Origin of the sequence: Saliphagus infecundisoli, from assembly GCF_020177375.1 — an archaeon.
In the GTDB taxonomy this organism is placed as follows: domain Archaea; phylum Halobacteriota; class Halobacteria; order Halobacteriales; family Natrialbaceae; genus Saliphagus; species Saliphagus infecundisoli.
This window is the reverse complement of sequence record NZ_JAIWHV010000002.1, coordinates 54,231-68,952: the sequence shown is the minus strand read 5'-3', so window position 1 is coordinate 68,952 and position 14,722 is coordinate 54,231. Positions and strand designations below refer to the sequence as shown.

Below are 14,722 nucleotides of genomic sequence, written 5' to 3'. Positions count from 1 at the left end.
CGAGATCGGTCGATTCCGACGGATGGGGGGGAGAAAATACGTTGTTTGTCAATGATTACTACTATATCTGTTCACAACATGGCCACTATCCATGATGTCCACCACGAAACGAGACCGTTCAGAGAAGAATAGCGACGAACGTCCATCTGGGGTGGTCTGAGTGGTCCACAAAAAGGAGGAGTACAAGGCCGACTGTTACGGCGACGAGGTCCGCGAGCACATCGTCGAGTTCGCCGAAAACGGCGGCTTCGAGGCGATCCCCGAGGACGAACGCGACGAGTGGTTCACTCGTTTCAAGTTCTGGGGAGTCTTCCACCAGCGCTCGGGCCAGGAGTCCTATTTCATGATGCGGCTGACGAACGCCAGCGGGATCCTCTCGCCGGGACAGCTTCGAGCGATCGCCGAAGTCGCCCGCGAGTACGCGACCGGCCCCGCCGAGAACCCCGAGTTCGGCAACGGCTGGATCGACCTCACGACCCGACAATCGGTTCAGCTCCACTGGATCGAACTCGAGGACGTTCCCGAAATCTGGGAGAAGTTGGAGGAAGTGGGCGTCTCCTCTCGGTCTGCGGGCGGGGACACGATGCGCAACATCTCGGGGTGTCCCCTCCACGGGAAAGCCGAGGAGTACGTCGAGACCGGCGACCTCCTGAAGCGGTTCCAGACCGAGCTTCGCGGGGACGACGCGCTCGCGAACATGCCCCGGAAGTTCAACATCAGCGCAACGGGCTGCAAAGTGGGCTGTGCCCAGGACTCGATCAACGACGTCGGCTTCGAGCCCGCCCGCAAGGAGATCGACGGCGAGGAGGTCCGGGGGTTCAACGTCCGGGTCGGCGGCGGCCTCGGCGGGCGCCAGCCCCGGGCGGCGACCCCGCTCGATGTCTTCGTCCGCCCGGAGAACGCCTACGAGGTCGGCCGCGGGTTCGTCGAGCTCTACCACGACCACGGCGGCCGCCAGAACCGCTCGAAGAACCGCTCGCGCTTCTTCGCGGACGACTGGGGCATGGAAAAGATCCGCGAGACCCTCCAGGCGGGCTACGTCGATTTCGATCTCCACACTGCGGGCGAGGACTTTCGCGAGGAGTACACGTACAACGCCGGGAGATCGCCCGAAGACGGCCCCCACGACCACGTCGGCGTCGGCGACCAGCGCGACGGCCGCAACTACGTCGGGCTCTCGGTCCCCGTCGGCCGGATGCCCGCCGGAGACGCCATCGCCCTCGCCGACCTCGCCGATTCCTACGGGTCGGGCGAAGTCCGGCTCACCCGCCGCCAGAACCCCGTGATCGTCGACGTCGCCGACGACGACCTCGACGCGCTGCTCGCCGAACCCCTGCTTTCGACCTACTCGCCGACCCCCTCGATCTTCGATCGGGGCGCGATGGCCTGTACCGGCACCGAGTTCTGTTCGCTCGCGCTGACCGAGACGAAGGTGCGAATGAGCCGGATGCTCAGGTGGCTCGAGGCGAACGTCGACCTCCCCGACGACGCCGGAGGGATCAAGATGCACTACTCGGGGTGTACCGCCGACTGCGGCCAGGCGCTGACCGCAGACATCGGTCTCCAGGGGATGCGCGCCCGCAAGGACGGCGAGATGGTCGAGGCGTTCGACATCGGCGTCGGCGGCGGGATCGGCGCCGAGCCCTCGTTCGTCGAGTGGGTCGCCCAGCGGGTGCCCGCCGACGAGGCCCCCGCCGCGATCAAGTCGATTCTGGAGGCGTTCGCCGCCCACCGCACGGAGGGCCAGTCCTTCCGCGAGTGGGTCGAGGAGACGGGGACCGAGCCGATCGTCGAGCTGTGTGAACCCGCCGAGACCGACTTCGAGGCGCCGTACATGCACGACGGCAAGCAGGCGTGGTACCCCTACGCCGACGGAGAGAAACCGGCCGCCGCCTCTCCGAACCCCGCTCCGAGCGACGATTAGTTCCGGCGTTCGTCGATCCCGTCCGTACCGAGGTCGAGGGGGCCATCCGTGACTCCCGAGGCTTTCGTCCGGTCGAACCCGTACTCGAGGGCCGCCTCCAGGTCGGCGGGACCGTCGTAGGCGGCCGCAAAGAGCTCCATGAACCGGACCGCGATCGCCCGACAGCGGCCGAACGTGAGCACCTGTCGGATCCGGAACGTTTCCGAGAAGTCGAGCCCCGGGTACGTCGTCGCCTGGAGGGTGTACCCGGGGGTCTCGTAGCCGTCGAGGGAGGCGGGCGCGATCCGGAGCCGGAGGTCGCCCGACTCGTGGAGGTAGGTCGCGTACTCGAGTTCGTCGTCGCCGTCGGCGGGGGTGTACGTCCGTCGCTGGTCCCGGCGCCACGCCGCGGGGAGGTCCTCGGCCATCGTCCATCTCTATCCGGTGGGGGACGACGAACGTATGGTATAGCGCAATATTTCACCATCCAATTCGTATTCTACAGCGTTTGGCGAGTTACTTAGGGAATCCAAGGGAGATAATACGGCGATCGTCAAACGGATCGGCGCTCACGGGACGGTTCGTCCGGTCCCGGCGTCGCCTCGGCTTAGGGACCGTCGGTCGGGTACTGGACGTCGAAGACGTTCTCGACGAGGGGCTCGTCGTCGGAGTCGTCGGTCTCCTCGCCCCCGGGACTGACGCTTCCCGTCCGATACCCCTGGAGGTCGAGGGTGACGTGGTCGAATCCCAGTTCCGAAAGCGCCGCGTTGACCTCCTCGGCGAAGGTTTGATCGAGCGCCTCGGGGAGTTCCTCGGGATCGATCTCGATGCGCGCGAGGCCGTCGTGGTCCCTGACCCGAAACCCCGAGAAGCCCCGCTCGCGGAGGACGGCCTCGGCGCGTTCGATCCGGCTCAGGCGCTCTTCGGTCACCGAGAGGCCGGTGGGGATCCGCGAGGAGAGACACGCCATCGCGGGCTTGTCCGCGACCGAGAGCCCGTAGTCGTCGGCGATCTCGCGGACCTCCTCTTTGGTGATCCCGTGGGAAAGCAGCGGCGAGACGACGTCGAGTTCCTCGACGGCGCGCAGTCCGGGGCGGTGGCCGGCGCCGGGGTCGTCGGCGTTGGTGCCGTCACAGACGGTTCCGATTCCGAGCTCGCGGGCCTTCTCGAACATCCGTCCGAGCCGCATCGTCCGGCAGTGATAGCACCGGTCCTCGTCGTTCTCGACGAACGCGTCGCTGTCGAGTTCCGAGAACTCCACGACCTCGTGGCGGATCCCGATCTCATCGGCGACCCGCTTTGCCTCCGAGAGCTCGGCCTCGGGGAGGGTCTCGCTTTTGGCGGTGCAGGCGACGGCGTCGTCGCCGATGGCGTCGTGGGCGAGTGCGGCGACGACGCTCGAGTCGACGCCCCCGGAGAAGGCGACGAGGGCGCCATCGCGGTCGGCGAGGTCCGCGCGGACGGCCTCGCGTTTGGCCTGCGTGGTCATGGGCCGGGTTCGGGCCGGGAGGCCAAAAGCGCGTTGTCCCCGGCCGCCATCCCCACTGGGCGCGCCGGCCTCCGGTCGGCTCCCCCGCGCCGATACGGGTGTTTTTAACCGCCGCGTTCGACTATCCGGTGTGAGCGAGGTACTCCTGGTCGTCGGTCTCCTGGTCGCCGTCTTCGTCGGTTACAACATCGGCGGCGCGACGACCGGCCCGGCGTTCGGCCCCGCCGTCGGCGCGAACGTCATCACGAAGCTCGCGGCGGCGGCGCTCATGTCGATCTTCTTCTTTCTCGGCGCGATCACGATCGGGCCGGCGGTCGTCACGACTCTCGGCGAGGAACTCGTCACCGACACGAGCGTCTTCACCCTCGAGGCCAACGTCGCCGTGCTCTTTTTCATCGGCGGCGCCCTGTTCCTGGGAAATCGTGCGGGCGTGCCGGCCTCGACGTCGATGACTGCCGTGGGGGCGATCGCCGCCCTCGGGCTCGCGACCGGCGAACTCGACTGGGCCGTCCTCGGCGAGATCGTCATCTGGTGGGTCGTCGCGCCGATCATCGGCTTCTGGGTCTCGGGCGTGATCGGCCGGTACTTCTATCCGGCGATCAACGCCTGGGTCGCGATCGAGGACGGCGAGGGCGAGGAGCCGATGCTGTCGGTCTCCCTGGAGGGGGTCGTTCCGACGGTCCGGACGCCGGACGGTCTCGACCGCCGCGGGACCGCCGGCGCGGCGGTCGTCGTCGTCATCGGCTGCCTGATGGCCTTTTCCTCGGGGACGAGCAACATCGCGAACGCGATCGCACCGATCTACGCGACCGGCGACGTCGGGATGATCCCGCTGATCCTGATCGGCTCGGCCGCGGTCGCGGTCGGCTGTTTCACGATCGCCCGGCGCACGCTCGATACGCTGGGCAACGACATCACGAACCTCCCGCTGACGGCGGCGATCGTCGTCGCCGTCGTCGCCTCCTCGATCGTCATCGTCCTGTCGGCGATCGGGATCCCCGCGAGTTTCGTCGTCGTCGCGACGATGAGCATCATCGGCCTGGGCTGGGGCCGGGCGACCCGGACGACGACGCTGACCGACGCCCGCCGGGGCGAGGAGACTGCGGTGTCCGTCGGCGCCCTCACCGCGGAGGAGGAGGGCGAACCCGCCCCCGAGATCGGCGAGGAGGAGACCGACGACATCCCGAGCGCCTCGGACCTCTTCAACCCCTCGACGACCGCCCGGGTGATCCTCATGCAGAACGTCGTCCCGATCATCTCGACGGTCGGCGCCTTCCTGACGTTCCGATTTCTCCCGATCTTCGGGTTCTGATCGCCCGCGGTTTCCGACCGATCGTCCACCGACTCCCGTCCGGGCGTGCCGTATGCTAGTGAGAGACGCCCGGGGCCGCAACAGCAAGCTATACCAGTCCGGGTCTCGAACCGGCGGGTGATGCCCACGGTAGAATACCTGAACTACGAAGTACTGGACGACCAGGGCTGGGAAATGGACGACGACGACCTCTTCGAGAAGGCCGCCGACGCCGGCTTCGACGAGGAAGACTACGGCAGCCTGGACGTCAACGAGGGCGAGTACATCCTCGAGGCCGCCGAGGCCCAGGGCTACGACTGGCCCTTTTCGTGTCGGGCCGGCGCGTGTGCGAACTGCGCCGCCATCGTCCGGGAGGGCGAGATCGACATGGACATGCAACAGATCCTCTCCGACGAGGAAGTCGAGGAGAAAAACGTCCGCCTGACCTGCATCGGCTCGCCCGCCGCCGAGGAGGTCCGGATCGTCTACAACGCCAAACACCTCGACTACCTCCAGAACCGCGTCATCTGATCGGCGACTCCGTTTTTTCGGCCCCGGTCTCCGAATTTTCGACGACCCGGGAGCGTCGCGTTCTCGTGGCTACATCGGAACGTCGCTTTCGTTGAACTCTCCCATGTCCATACACTCCATTTCGGGGGCTTCGACGGGGTCGACGTCGCCCCACGAGTGGAAGTCGGTGACCGACTCGCCGGTCTCGATCCGGCGGACGTAGCCGGTCTCGACGCTGACGTAGTAGGTCACGTCCTGGTCGTATTCGGCCGCTTCGTCGCCGCTGAGTTCGAAGACCCGGACCTCCTCGCCGTCGATGGTGTCCCGGCCGCTGGCCTCTAGCTCCGGCTGGGCCTCCGCCTCGGCCTCCGGATCCTCGACTGCTTCCTGATCGAACTCCTGCTCGCCCATCCCAGGGAGGGTCATACACTGCTCGCCCTCGACGAAGTACGTCTCACCGTCGACGACGTACATCTCGACGGTCTCGCCACTCTCCTCGATCGTCACGTACATGTTCTCCCCGTCGACCCGGCCGCTCGAGACGGCCGCTTCGGCCCCCTCGCCGCCCTCGGTTTCGAACGCGTAGGAGCTCTCGGCCTCGACGGTGTCCGCGAACAGCGCGCTGTCGCCCCCGCTCTCGTTGCCGTCCGTGCCGTCGGACTCGGTTTCCTCCTCGTCCGTGGTGTCGTTGGCGGAGTCGTCGGTTTCGTTCTCCCCGCCGTCCATCGCGCCGTCGGACCCGTTGGTTTCGTTGTCGGTCGTATCCTCGCCCCCGGTTTCGTTGCCGTCTCTGGTCTCGTTGTCGTCAGCGCCGCCGGACTCGTCGGTTTCGTCGTCGGTCGTCTCGTTTCCGTCGTCGGTCGCGTTTTCGCCGTCGTCCGTTTCGTCCCCACCGTTGCCGCCGTTACCGCCGTTACCATTACCGTTGCCGCCGTTCCCGTTGCCGTTTCCACTCTCCGAGCAGCCGGCGACCGCCATCGCGGCCACGGCTGCGCCGCCCCGTAACAGGTCTCGTCGGTCCATGTGTAGTGACTAGGCAGCGGTCACAAAAGTGTTGGGGCCTGACACGCGGAATTTCCGCCATTGACCGCGCTGATCGGCGCGGCTCGTCGCGGAGCCTCACCCGTGTCCCCGATCCGAAACCGGCCACACTTACGTTCCCGACGTCCCCAGTGTCGGTATGGAGGAGCCCCTCGAGGTCGTCTCGGTCGGCAGCGCGTTAGTAGACGAGGAGTACCTGGTCTCGAACCTGCCCGAGCCCGACGCGGGCGCCTACGTCCACGAGGAGTCGGTCGGCTTCGGCGGGGTCGCCGCAAACGGCGCGGTCGGGCTCTCCCGGCTCGGTCACGACACGGGCGTCGTCGTCCAACTGGGCAACGACGACAACGCCGACCTGGTCGAGGCGAACCTCCGCGAGGAGGGCGTCTCGACGGCGAGAGTCCGCTACGACGACGAGGAGCGCTCGACGTACTGCATGGTGTTTCGCGATCCCGACGGCGAGCGAACCATCGTCACCGGCGGCGGCGCCGCGAAGAACCTCGAACTCACCGAGGCGGACGAGGCGGCCCTCCGGTCGGCCGAGGTCGTCTTCGCCAACGGCTTCTGTCCCGACCGGGTGAGCCGTCGACTCGCCGAGCTCGCCGCCGACGGGGAGATCCGGCTCGTCTTCGACCTCGCGAGCACGTTGGACGAACTCGCCGACCGGGCGACCGAACGCGAGACGATCGACGACCTCCTCCCCCATCTCGCGCTGTTCGTCGCCAACGAGGTCTCGATCGACTCCTACCTAGGGGTTCGCGGCGAGGAAGCCATCGAGGCGCTCAGAAAGCGAGGGGTCTCCCGCGGGGCGCTCACGAGCGGCGAGGAGGGCGCCCTGCTGTGGGACGCCGAAGGAGTCGTCGAGGTGTCCGCCTTCGACGTCGACGTCGTCGACACGACGGGCGCGGGCGACGCGTTCGTCTGCGGGCTGATCCACGAGTGGCTGCTGGCCGGCGAATCTGCCGCCGAGGCCGGCCGTTTTGGGGCCGCGGCGGGCGCGTTCAACTGCACCGAGCAAAGCGCCCGCGGCGGGATGGTCGACGACGACCGGATCCGGACGTTTCTGGCCGAGCGGAGCTGAGCCGGTTCTCGCTTCCGGCGGGGGCGCCTCGGGAGTTAGTAACCGTTATACGAGGGGCGGGCTACGGCTTAGACATGCAGTTCCGAGCAGGGATCCTCTACGCCGTTCTCTTCGTGGTGGTCGCCGCGGGTGCCTACGGCGTCATCGCGACCGCATCGTCGCCGTCGGTGACGGCCGACGACGTCGAGGCCGACTACACCTTAGAGGAGGAAGGTCAGGACCTCGAGGTCGACGGCCAGACGTTCAACGTCTCCACGCTCAGCGAGGGGTCGGGGACCGTCGAGTACGTAAACGAGTCCGCGATCCTCGAAGTCGAGTGGTCCAACGGGGACACCGTCCTCACGGAGGAGGGCGGCCAGGAGTACGAGGTAATGATCTCCCCCTCCGGGGGGGACGGAGCAGGTAACGCGAGCGCCGGCAACGAAAGCGGCGGAAATGCGAGCGCCGGTAACGAAACCGCGGGCGGAGCGGGTAACGAGAGCGCCGGCGGCAATGAAAGCGCCGGCAATGAAAGCGCCGGCAACGAGAGTGGCGGCAATGCGAGTGCTGGCGGCGAAAGCGGGCCCCAGGCGTTCTCGCTGATCGGCGAGTACGACGAGGACGAATACCAGATCGAGGAGTTCTCCGAGGAGGACGACCGACCGTACGTGATCACCGGCGAGGGCGGCGAGCGGACGGCCGTTCCCTTGGAGGAGTTCGAGGAGATAGACAGCGAACGCTACGAGGTCAACGACTCCATCTCGTTCTACGAGGAGGAGAGCGGACAGGTCGTCGAGGGACAAGTGACGAGCGTCTCCGAAGAGGCCGTCACCGTCGAGTACGAGGGTGAGGAGGTCACCGAGAACGAACTCGCCCACGCCGACACCGTCACCCTGAACGGCCAGGAGTTCGCCGTCTACTTCGACGGCGAGACGGCGATCCTCTCGAGCAACGTCGAGGGCTTGGAGAGCCAGCAGACCGCCGTCGACGAGTTCAACCAGCGGATCAGCGGTCTCTGGTGGGTCGTCGTCCTCTCGATCCTGGCGATGGTCGTGACCGCCGGGCTGGCGTTCATGCCCGTCCGGGGCTGATCGTCGGATCGCTGCTCGGCTCCGTCGATTCTCCCGTTCTCCGATCGTTCCGGGCGTGCCGCCCAACAATCACACCTTTCGAGGATCGTCCGGTCGCTCCTCGAAGCGCTACTCGTAGGCTGAATCTCGTGTTGCATCGCGCGCCTGCGTACGCCTCAGACGGTGAGGAAAAGTCACCAAAGCTTGTTAACATCACTCCGTCTGTTGTTTATATATGGGCTTCAGAGAGATGGTGGATGGGGCTGGCGCCGTTCTGGACGGTGACGAACTGACCGGTCGACAAGCAGCCATCTTCATCGGCTTCTGGATGCTTCTTACTGCTCTCATTGGGATCAATCGCCTATATTATCGTCTTCGTCATAATCGGATTTTAGATCCCGCCGGATCCGCGACCTGCTGCTCACGAGTTCGTTCGCAGCGGAATAGCGGGCCGGGCGCGATTTGAACACGCGACCGTCTGGTTAAAAGCCAGACGCTCTGCCGGACTGAGCTACCGGCCCTGTCTCCCCTTTCCGGCGAGCCGTGGTTAAACGTTTCTCTCCGTCGCCTACTCGAGGTACGCCTCGAGGGCCTCGGCGACGAGGTCGTCGGGCTCGCGGCCCTCGTTGGAGGCCTGCCGGCGGAGGTCCCGGTAGGTCTCGACGGGGAGGCGGATCTCGAGACGCCCGAGGTCGATTCCGTGGTCGGCCAGGGCCGCCTCGATCGGGGTGCCGTCGTTGACGGCGCTGGCGACGGTCCGGACCTCCCGGACCGTGAGGTCGCCGTCGAGGGTCGCCCAGGCGAGCAGGAGGCGGGCCTCGCCGGCGACGCGGGCGATGTGTTTGGCCGCGGTCGGGGCGATGGTGCCCAGTGCGACCTGGCGGCGGACCGACTGGGGGAGGTCGTGGACGCGGGCCCACTTGCGGATGAACGCGACGGAGGTGTTCTCCGAGCCCTCGCCCGCGCGGGCGGCGGCGGCCTTGTACGACCCCTCCCCCCGGACGAGGGCGGCACAGGCCGCCGCGCCCCGGAGCATGACGAGGTTGTCCTCGCTGGCCTCGGTGCCGTCGGCGAACCGGCGGACGGTCTCGGCGGCCTCCGCGACGCTCTCGGGGTCGTCGGGATCGAACTGGACTGCTCGGCGGGCGTGCTCGCCGGTCACCGACTCGTCGCCCCGGATCACCGGCGCGCCGACGGGCGACTCGCGGTCGGTCGGGATCGGCCCTGTCCGCCTCTCCGCCCGGTCGGACCGGGCCGTCGCCTCCGGCCGCGACTGGTCGGGCGGGTCCTCGCTCATGTCCGTACCGTTGGAACCTGGCGCTCAAAAAGGGTTCCACCCGGCCCACGAACTCCCCGGCGGGCGGGTCGTCCGCTCCGCGATCGAACTACTCCCACGATGTCGAGAACGGTATCGCTCTACTCCTCGCGCTCGTCGGCGAGGTGCTCCCAGATCTCCGTACAGCCGGCGCCGACCTCGACGCCGTCGAGGTGGGCGTCGTCGCGCTCCTCGTCTCTCGCGTCGTCCTCGCGCCCCTCGGGACCCTCCGGGCGGCAGGTAACGTCGCTCATCGGGGGTTCTCCGTCGGGATCGTCGTCGATCGGCCGTCGATGCGCACGTATCGGTTCATGGAACCCCGTTGGGCGGAGAGACCTATAAGGACCGCCTCGGGAGCAAGCGATACCCGGGCTTTCGTCTACCGGAAACGGTCACCGCTATCTCGGTCTCGAGGGACGAGGACGATCCCGACCGATCGGTCCGTGACCCGTCGTGCGGGGAGTCGGACCCCCGGTTCGAGCGCCGGAGCGCCGGACGGGCACGCCGTCGCCGCTTTCCCGTCCGCTCCCCGCCGGCCGTCGGGACCGGAGCGCGACCGTCGGCCCTGCCGCCCTCGAGGCGAGCGGCGATTGCCGGAAACTACTGGCAAGAACGGCCGGAATAGACGAGCGTCGCGCGAGCGACCGTCGATTCGGGGCTTCCGCTAGGGTTACGTCCCCGGGGGCGAATGATCGGGCATGAACGGGTCGTCGACGGACCCAGCCGAGGGTTCCGAGCAGCCGGACGCCCGCGAGGAGATCATGCGGGCGACCTACCACATCCTCTGTGCGGAGGGGTACGCCGGGCTAACGATGCGTGCGATCGCGACCGAGGCCGGGACGAGCAAGTCGCTGATCCACTACCACTACGACACGAAAGACGACCTGTTGCTCGCCTTCCTCGATCGGTTCATCGACCGTCTCGACAAGTTCCTCGCCGAGATCCAGGCCGAGACCGACGACCACGAGGCCCGCCTCGTCGCCTTCCTCGATCGGTTCGTCGTCGACCCCGACGAGGACGAGCGCCAGTCGTTCTGGCGTGCGCTCCTCGAGCTCCGGCTCCGGGCCGCCCACGACGAGGAGTTCCGCGACCAACTCGAGGCGAACAACGAGGCGATCCGGGAGGCCCTGACGGAGATCATCGCCGAGGGGATCGACGACGGCGCCTTCCGGGAGGTCGATTCGCGCGCGACCGCCGACCTGATCCTCGACGCCCTGGAGGGCGCCCGGACCCGCCAGGCTACGCTCGGCACGGACGATGCGCCCCTCGGGACCCACGAGTCGGTCCGCGAGCACGTCGTTTCCGACCTGCTCGTGTAGCCCGTCGGGATTGCGGCGAGTTCTGGGTCGAGGGGGCAGGCTAAGTGCGTGTCCGGCCCATACGCCACCATGTCCCGCCGGCTGATGAGCGTCACCGCCCACACGAGCGTCGACCACGCCGACGCGGTCGCGCGCGGCCACGGCCTCGAGGCCGAGTCGGTCGCCGTCGTCGACGCGACCGCCGACCGGACCGACCCCGACTGCGTACGCCTTCAGGTGGAACTCGACGATCCCGGAGAGCTGCCCGACCACATGGAGGAGCTTCGCTTGACGCCCGACCAGGCCCGCGCGCTCGCGGCCGATCTGATCGAGCACGCCGACCGCGTCGAGGGTGGTGACTGAGCTCGCCCCGACGATCCCGAGCGAGCACCTGCCGTCGCAGGGCGGCGGCTTTTCTCCCTCTCGGGCGACCGTCCGAACGGATTCACCATGGCAATCGACAGTCTGCAGGACCTGTTCGAGCACGGCATCGAGGACATCTACCACGCCGAACACGAGCTGCTCGACGCCTTGGAGGACTTGGAGGAAAACACCGAGCGCGAGGAGATCGCCCAGGCTTTCGCCGACCACCGCGAGGAGACCGAGGGCCAGATCGAGCGCTTGGAGGAGGTCTTCGACGCGTTCGGCGAGCCTCCCGAGAAAGAGCCCTGTGACGGCGTCAAGGGCCTGCTCGAGGAGTACGAGGGGTTCGTCGACGAGGATCCCGACCAGGACGTCATGGACTACCACAACATGGCGGCCGCCGAGAAGACCGAACACTACGAGATCGCCGCCTACGGCAACCTGATTCCCCTCGCCGACGAACTCGGCCTCGACGACGCCGCGGACCTCCTAGAGGAGAACCTCCGGGAGGAACAGGAGGCCCTCGAGAAGCTCACGGAACTCACCGAGGAGTTCGACACCGGCGCGATCCCGGCCTGAGACCGGATTCGCCGCAGTCGCGGTCGGCGGGTGAATACGTTTTTGTCCGTCGGCGACCACGATCCGTTCGATGACGATCACCGGGCCGACGGCCGGCGACGGGGAGCTCTCGATCCGGCGGGCCGATCGCGCGGACCTCCTCGCTGTCGTCGAGATCGAGGACCTCTCCTTTCCCCAGCCCTGGCCCTACCACGCCTTCGAGGGCTTTCTCGGCCGGCCGGGATTTCTGGTCGCGACCGCCGGGGGCGGCGTCGCGGGCTACGTCGTCTCCGACGTGACGCCCAACCACGGCCGGGGGATCGGCCACGTCAAGGACATCGCCGTCCACCCCGACCGCCGGGACCGGGGGATCGGCTCGGCGCTGCTCGCCCGGTCGATCGGCGTCCTCGAGGCCCGCGGGGCGACCTCGGTGAAACTCGAGGTCAGGGCGTCGAACGAGGGGGCAAGACGCCTCTACGCCGAGTCGGGGTTCGAGGCGACCCGGCGAGTCCCTCGCTACTACGACGACGGCGAGGACGCGCTCGTGATGGTCCGGGACCCGATCTGATCGTGCTGGCGGACCGAAACGATTACTTTCCGGACAGGTAATGGGTCGGCCATGTCGCCGACCGACGACCGCCGCGAGGTCTCGCCGGCCGTCGGACCGGTCGTCCGGCGATATCGCCGTCTCGAACGCGCCTCCGGTTGGGCGCTCGCGATCGGCGCCGCGGTCGTCGCCGTCGTCGCGATCCTCGCGCTCCCGCTCGGGCCCGGAGTCCTCGTCGCGGCGGTCGTCCTGGCGGCGCTCCGGTTTCCGGTCGTTCGACGTCGGGGTACCGCTCGGCTGACGACGGACGCCGACCCGGCCGCCGTCGCGGCCGAGTTCGCGGGACCGACCCCGCCGCCCCTTGTCTTCCAGTGGGGGGTCGCCGACGAGATCCGCTCGACGGGTGGGGTCGCGACCTACGAGTTCTCGTATCTGTTCGGGCTCCGGTCGGTCTCGATGACGGTCGAGGTGCGATCGCGGGACCCGGACGGCGACGCCGACGAAGCTCTCGAGCTAGAGGTCTCCGCAGGCGGGATGCCCTGGGCGCGATACGCGGTCTCCGTTTGGGACTCCGGGGAGGGCTCGGTCGTCGAGATGGCGGTCGTTTCGAGCCGTCGGTTCGGGCTCCGACGACTGCCCCAGGGGCTCGTCGCCGGCCGCTACTACGCCGACGCGCTCGCCGCCCAGGGGTACGCCGTCGCCGACCGAACGTCGTCGTTCTCGATACGGGACTTCGACTAATGACTGCGTGGCCCTCACGCCTCTCCGCCGGCACAAACGATACACTGCTGGAGCCGAAGGGGGGTGTATGGGAGACGACGACACGGGAGCCACGCTGGAGGAGGAGCTGATCGGGGCCTGCCGGACGACGGTCGGCGACGAACTGCGAAGCATCACCCGCTTCACCGAGGAGGAGGTCGACCAGCTCTACCTCCGGGACGACCTGGAGCGAAGCGCTGACCTCGTCGGGTTTGCCGAACACGAACGCTACGGCTTCCAGTCCCAGTCGCTATACGAGGGTACCCAGCTCGGCGATTACCGGGCGACGATCCGAATGTTCGAACACGGCTACCTGACACGGGTCGTCGTCGAGGGCGTCGGCGTCTGGGTGACGACCGACACGCTCTCGGTCGAGCGCTTCGAGGAACTGGCGTCGGCGCTCGGCTCGGTGCTCACGGAATCGGTCGCCCGCTGACGGCCGGGACGATTCCTTTTCTCGATCGGGAAACGGGAACCACTATGGGACGGGCGGCGAACACCTCTCTCGAATGTCCGCGCGTGAACCCGCCGGCCAGGCCGGCCGGCTGCTCGCCGCCGCCCTCCTCCTCGTCGCCCTCGCCGCCCTCCTCGTCTGGTCGGGAACCCTCTCGCCGGATCCGGCGGCAAACCGGTATCCGGAGGAGGAAGACGTCATGCCGAACCCTGGCTCCCACGTCGGCGAACGGGCCTCCGTCGGCGGCTACGTCGTCGGGACCGATCCGGTCGTCATCGAGAGCGGCTACTCGGGGCCCAGCCGGTTCACGCTCGAGGGCGCCATGGCGGCCGAGGGGAACGTCGACTCCCTGGAAACGGGCGACCGCGTCACCGCCTTCGGCACGATAACCGACGAGTCGACCATCGAGACCGAACGGCTCGTCACCGGGACGGCCCGGTCCCAGGCCTACATGTTCGTCGTCTCCGCGGTCGGCGGACTCTGGGTCGCCGGCCGGTTCCTGTGGGGGTGGCGCTTCGACCTCGCCACGCTTTCGTTCGTCCCGCGGGGTGGGGATGGCTGACGTCCTCACCCACGTCCTCGTGGGCTACGTTCTGGGGACCGTCCTCTCGGTTCGCTACGCGTGGCTGCGCCCGGCCCACGTCACGCTGGTGATGATCGGTGCGCTCTCGCCCGACTTCGTGAAGATCTACCTGCTTTTTCCGGACGGGCTGGTCGCCGCCCTCGTCGGGGCCCCTTTCTCGTGGGACCCGGTTCACACGCTGGGTGGGAACCTGCTCGTCCTCCTCCTCGGAACGCTGTGTGTCTCCCCCGGGGAGCGCCGTCGGGCCTTCTCCCTGCTCGCCGCCGGCGCCCTGACCCACCACGTCCTCGACGTCTCCCTGCTGACGGTCACGGGCCACGCCTACGCGGTCTTCTGGCCGCTCACCGCCGTCCAGCCGCCCTCGGGCGGGCTCTACCTGAGCAGCGACGCCTGGCCGGCGCTCGTCGCGGGCGCTCTCGCGGCGGCCACCTGGGTCCTCCGGTATCGGTGGCTCGAGGGCCGCGACTCGAGGGGCCAGTGACTT

At 68.0% G+C, this 14,722-nt stretch carries 18 protein-coding genes and 1 tRNA gene; 13 read left to right on the top strand and 6 right to left on the bottom strand.

Annotated elements, in window-relative coordinates; translation table 11 throughout:
* Window positions 1–160: 160 nt before the first annotated feature.
* Complete coding sequence (locus LCF40_RS05145; protein ID WP_224827638.1) at window positions 161–1,924, top strand: nitrite/sulfite reductase; 1,764 nt, start codon at window positions 161–163, stop codon at window positions 1,922–1,924.
* Here LCF40_RS05145 and LCF40_RS05140 read toward each other — a convergent pair.
* Window positions 1,921–2,331, bottom strand: a complete 411-nt coding sequence (locus LCF40_RS05140) for a hypothetical protein (protein WP_224827637.1) — start codon at window positions 2,329–2,331, stop codon at window positions 1,921–1,923. The two genes, LCF40_RS05145 and LCF40_RS05140, sit on opposite strands and share 4 nt — an antisense overlap.
* Before the next feature lie 179 nt (window positions 2,332–2,510).
* The gene (gene larE, locus LCF40_RS05135; RefSeq protein ID WP_224827636.1) at window positions 2,511–3,392 is read right to left on the bottom strand and encodes an ATP-dependent sacrificial sulfur transferase LarE; all 882 of its coding nucleotides are present in this window, start codon (window positions 3,390–3,392) and stop codon (window positions 2,511–2,513) included.
* 130 nt (window positions 3,393–3,522) lie between these two features.
* Between larE and LCF40_RS05130 the strand changes: the two genes are divergently transcribed.
* Complete coding sequence (locus tag LCF40_RS05130; protein ID WP_198667930.1) at window positions 3,523–4,704, top strand: inorganic phosphate transporter; 1,182 nt, start codon at window positions 3,523–3,525, stop codon at window positions 4,702–4,704.
* A 120-nt stretch (window positions 4,705–4,824) separates the two neighbouring features.
* Window positions 4,825–5,214 (top strand): ferredoxin Fer, encoded by a 390-nt coding sequence (gene fer / locus LCF40_RS05125; protein WP_114578006.1) that lies wholly within the window; start codon window positions 4,825–4,827, stop codon window positions 5,212–5,214.
* A 69-nt stretch (window positions 5,215–5,283) separates the two neighbouring features.
* Here the strand turns inward: fer and LCF40_RS05120 are convergent, their stop codons facing one another.
* Window positions 5,284–6,216, bottom strand: coding sequence for a twin-arginine translocation signal domain-containing protein (locus LCF40_RS05120; RefSeq protein WP_224827635.1), 933 nt, complete (start codon window positions 6,214–6,216; stop codon window positions 5,284–5,286).
* Window positions 6,217–6,373: 157 nt separating this feature from the next.
* On the opposite strand from LCF40_RS05120, the gene LCF40_RS05115 reads away from it, so the two are divergent.
* Complete coding sequence (locus LCF40_RS05115) at window positions 6,374–7,312, top strand: carbohydrate kinase family protein (protein WP_224827634.1); 939 nt, start codon at window positions 6,374–6,376, stop codon at window positions 7,310–7,312.
* 74 nt (window positions 7,313–7,386) lie between these two features.
* Window positions 7,387–8,382 (top strand): hypothetical protein, encoded by a 996-nt coding sequence (locus tag LCF40_RS05110; RefSeq protein WP_224827633.1) that lies wholly within the window; start codon window positions 7,387–7,389, stop codon window positions 8,380–8,382.
* Window positions 8,383–8,808: 426 nt separating this feature from the next.
* On the opposite strand, the gene LCF40_RS05105 is transcribed toward LCF40_RS05110, so the two are convergent.
* The 3 genes from LCF40_RS05105 to LCF40_RS05095 form a co-directional block, all read right to left on the bottom strand.
* Window positions 8,809–8,882, bottom strand: a tRNA-Lys gene (locus LCF40_RS05105).
* A 47-nt stretch (window positions 8,883–8,929) separates the two neighbouring features.
* Window positions 8,930–9,658, bottom strand: a complete 729-nt coding sequence (locus LCF40_RS05100) for a DUF7119 family protein (protein WP_224827632.1) — start codon at window positions 9,656–9,658, stop codon at window positions 8,930–8,932.
* A 119-nt stretch (window positions 9,659–9,777) separates the two neighbouring features.
* Window positions 9,778–9,930, bottom strand: a complete 153-nt coding sequence (locus LCF40_RS05095) for a hypothetical protein (RefSeq protein ID WP_198668002.1) — start codon at window positions 9,928–9,930, stop codon at window positions 9,778–9,780.
* Between the two features lie 444 nt (window positions 9,931–10,374).
* Between LCF40_RS05095 and LCF40_RS05090 the strand changes: the two genes are divergently transcribed.
* The 8 genes from LCF40_RS05090 (at window position 10,375) to LCF40_RS05055 (ending at window position 14,719) form a co-directional block, all read left to right on the top strand.
* Window positions 10,375–10,995: a TetR/AcrR family transcriptional regulator gene (locus LCF40_RS05090; protein WP_224827631.1), complete on the top strand. Its 621-nt coding sequence runs from the start codon at window positions 10,375–10,377 to the stop codon at window positions 10,993–10,995.
* A gap of 69 nt (window positions 10,996–11,064) precedes the next feature.
* The gene (locus LCF40_RS05085) at window positions 11,065–11,337 is read left to right on the top strand and encodes a DUF6360 family protein (protein WP_224827630.1); all 273 of its coding nucleotides are present in this window, start codon (window positions 11,065–11,067) and stop codon (window positions 11,335–11,337) included.
* Window positions 11,338–11,424: 87 nt separating this feature from the next.
* A complete protein-coding gene (locus LCF40_RS05080) occupies window positions 11,425–11,916 on the top strand; it encodes a ferritin-like domain-containing protein (RefSeq protein ID WP_224827629.1) in 492 nt (163 codons plus the stop codon).
* Between the two features lie 70 nt (window positions 11,917–11,986).
* A complete protein-coding gene (gene rimI / locus LCF40_RS05075; protein ID WP_114578908.1) occupies window positions 11,987–12,463 on the top strand; it encodes a ribosomal protein S18-alanine N-acetyltransferase in 477 nt (158 codons plus the stop codon).
* 51 nt (window positions 12,464–12,514) lie between these two features.
* A complete protein-coding gene (locus LCF40_RS05070; protein WP_224827628.1) occupies window positions 12,515–13,183 on the top strand; it encodes a hypothetical protein in 669 nt (222 codons plus the stop codon).
* Between the two features lie 67 nt (window positions 13,184–13,250).
* The gene (locus LCF40_RS05065) at window positions 13,251–13,637 is read left to right on the top strand and encodes a DUF7522 family protein (protein WP_114578906.1); all 387 of its coding nucleotides are present in this window, start codon (window positions 13,251–13,253) and stop codon (window positions 13,635–13,637) included.
* A 73-nt stretch (window positions 13,638–13,710) separates the two neighbouring features.
* Window positions 13,711–14,217, top strand: coding sequence for an OB-like fold-containing membrane protein (locus tag LCF40_RS05060; protein ID WP_114578905.1), 507 nt, complete (start codon window positions 13,711–13,713; stop codon window positions 14,215–14,217).
* Window positions 14,210–14,719, top strand: a complete 510-nt coding sequence (locus tag LCF40_RS05055; RefSeq protein ID WP_224827627.1) for a metal-dependent hydrolase — start codon at window positions 14,210–14,212, stop codon at window positions 14,717–14,719. The genes LCF40_RS05060 and LCF40_RS05055 overlap by 8 nt, the downstream gene beginning before the upstream one ends.
* Window positions 14,720–14,722 lie beyond the last annotated feature (3 nt).